The following is a 712-nucleotide window of genomic DNA, read 5'->3' as shown; positions in this document are numbered from 1 at the left end:
CCCCGCCGCAACAACGCTCCGGAGACGATCCACCCTATGACCTTTGACGCCGCACAGCCTGACAAACCCCCGATCATGGCGGGTCGGCGCGCGCCGTTGGAGGCGTGGTCGCCAGTTCGCCTCATTCGCACGTCCCGCTAGCGCGGCCGCTCCGGCCGTCGCCGGAGCTTTTTCAATGCACGCTGTTTCCCTGGTAGAGCCGACCTCGGTCGCCTCGCCGCTTCTGCGCCTGATCGCGCCTTCCTATGCCGATGTGGTGGCCGCCCTGTGGCCTGCACCGCACGCCGCCTTCCTGACCGCTCCGGCGGCCCGACGTCATCTGGTCTGCCTGCTGCTGGCCAATGTGAGTGACCCTTCGGTGGTCGAGGTCTCGCGCCTGCTCGACCTGCCTCTGCGCAAGGCCATCCCCCTGGTGGTCAAGCCTGCCCCCGAAGGGCTCCGTCGCGCCCTGGAGCGACTGGGCGAGATCGCCTGGGCGGCCGAGGACTATCGCGCCCTGGTCAGCCTGCTGGCCGATGCCGAACCGGCCAAGACCCTGCGCCATGCTGTCCAGATCACGCCTGAGACGGTACGGACCCTGTCGGCCTTGCCGCGCCAGCTTCGCGACGCCGGGGGGCTCGCCCTGCGCGTGACGCCGGCCCAGGCGGCGCTCCTGGCCGAAGCCCATGCCCTGCTGGCGCGGCGGCTTCCAGCGCCGGTGCTGGCCGAGCGT

1 pseudogene is annotated in these 712 nt (G+C 70.9%); it reads left to right on the top strand.

What is annotated here, in order from left to right:
- Positions 1 to 175: 175 nt before the first annotated feature.
- Positions 176 to 712: pseudogene (locus DBR10_RS19585) on the top strand (hypothetical protein); the annotation flags it as partial.

The sequence above is a fragment of the Caulobacter sp. HMWF025 genome, from assembly GCF_003060965.1.
Classification (GTDB): Bacteria; Pseudomonadota; Alphaproteobacteria; order Caulobacterales; family Caulobacteraceae; genus Caulobacter.
The sequence above is the reverse complement of the archived record's forward strand: the minus strand, read 5'-3'. Positions and strand labels throughout refer to the sequence as shown.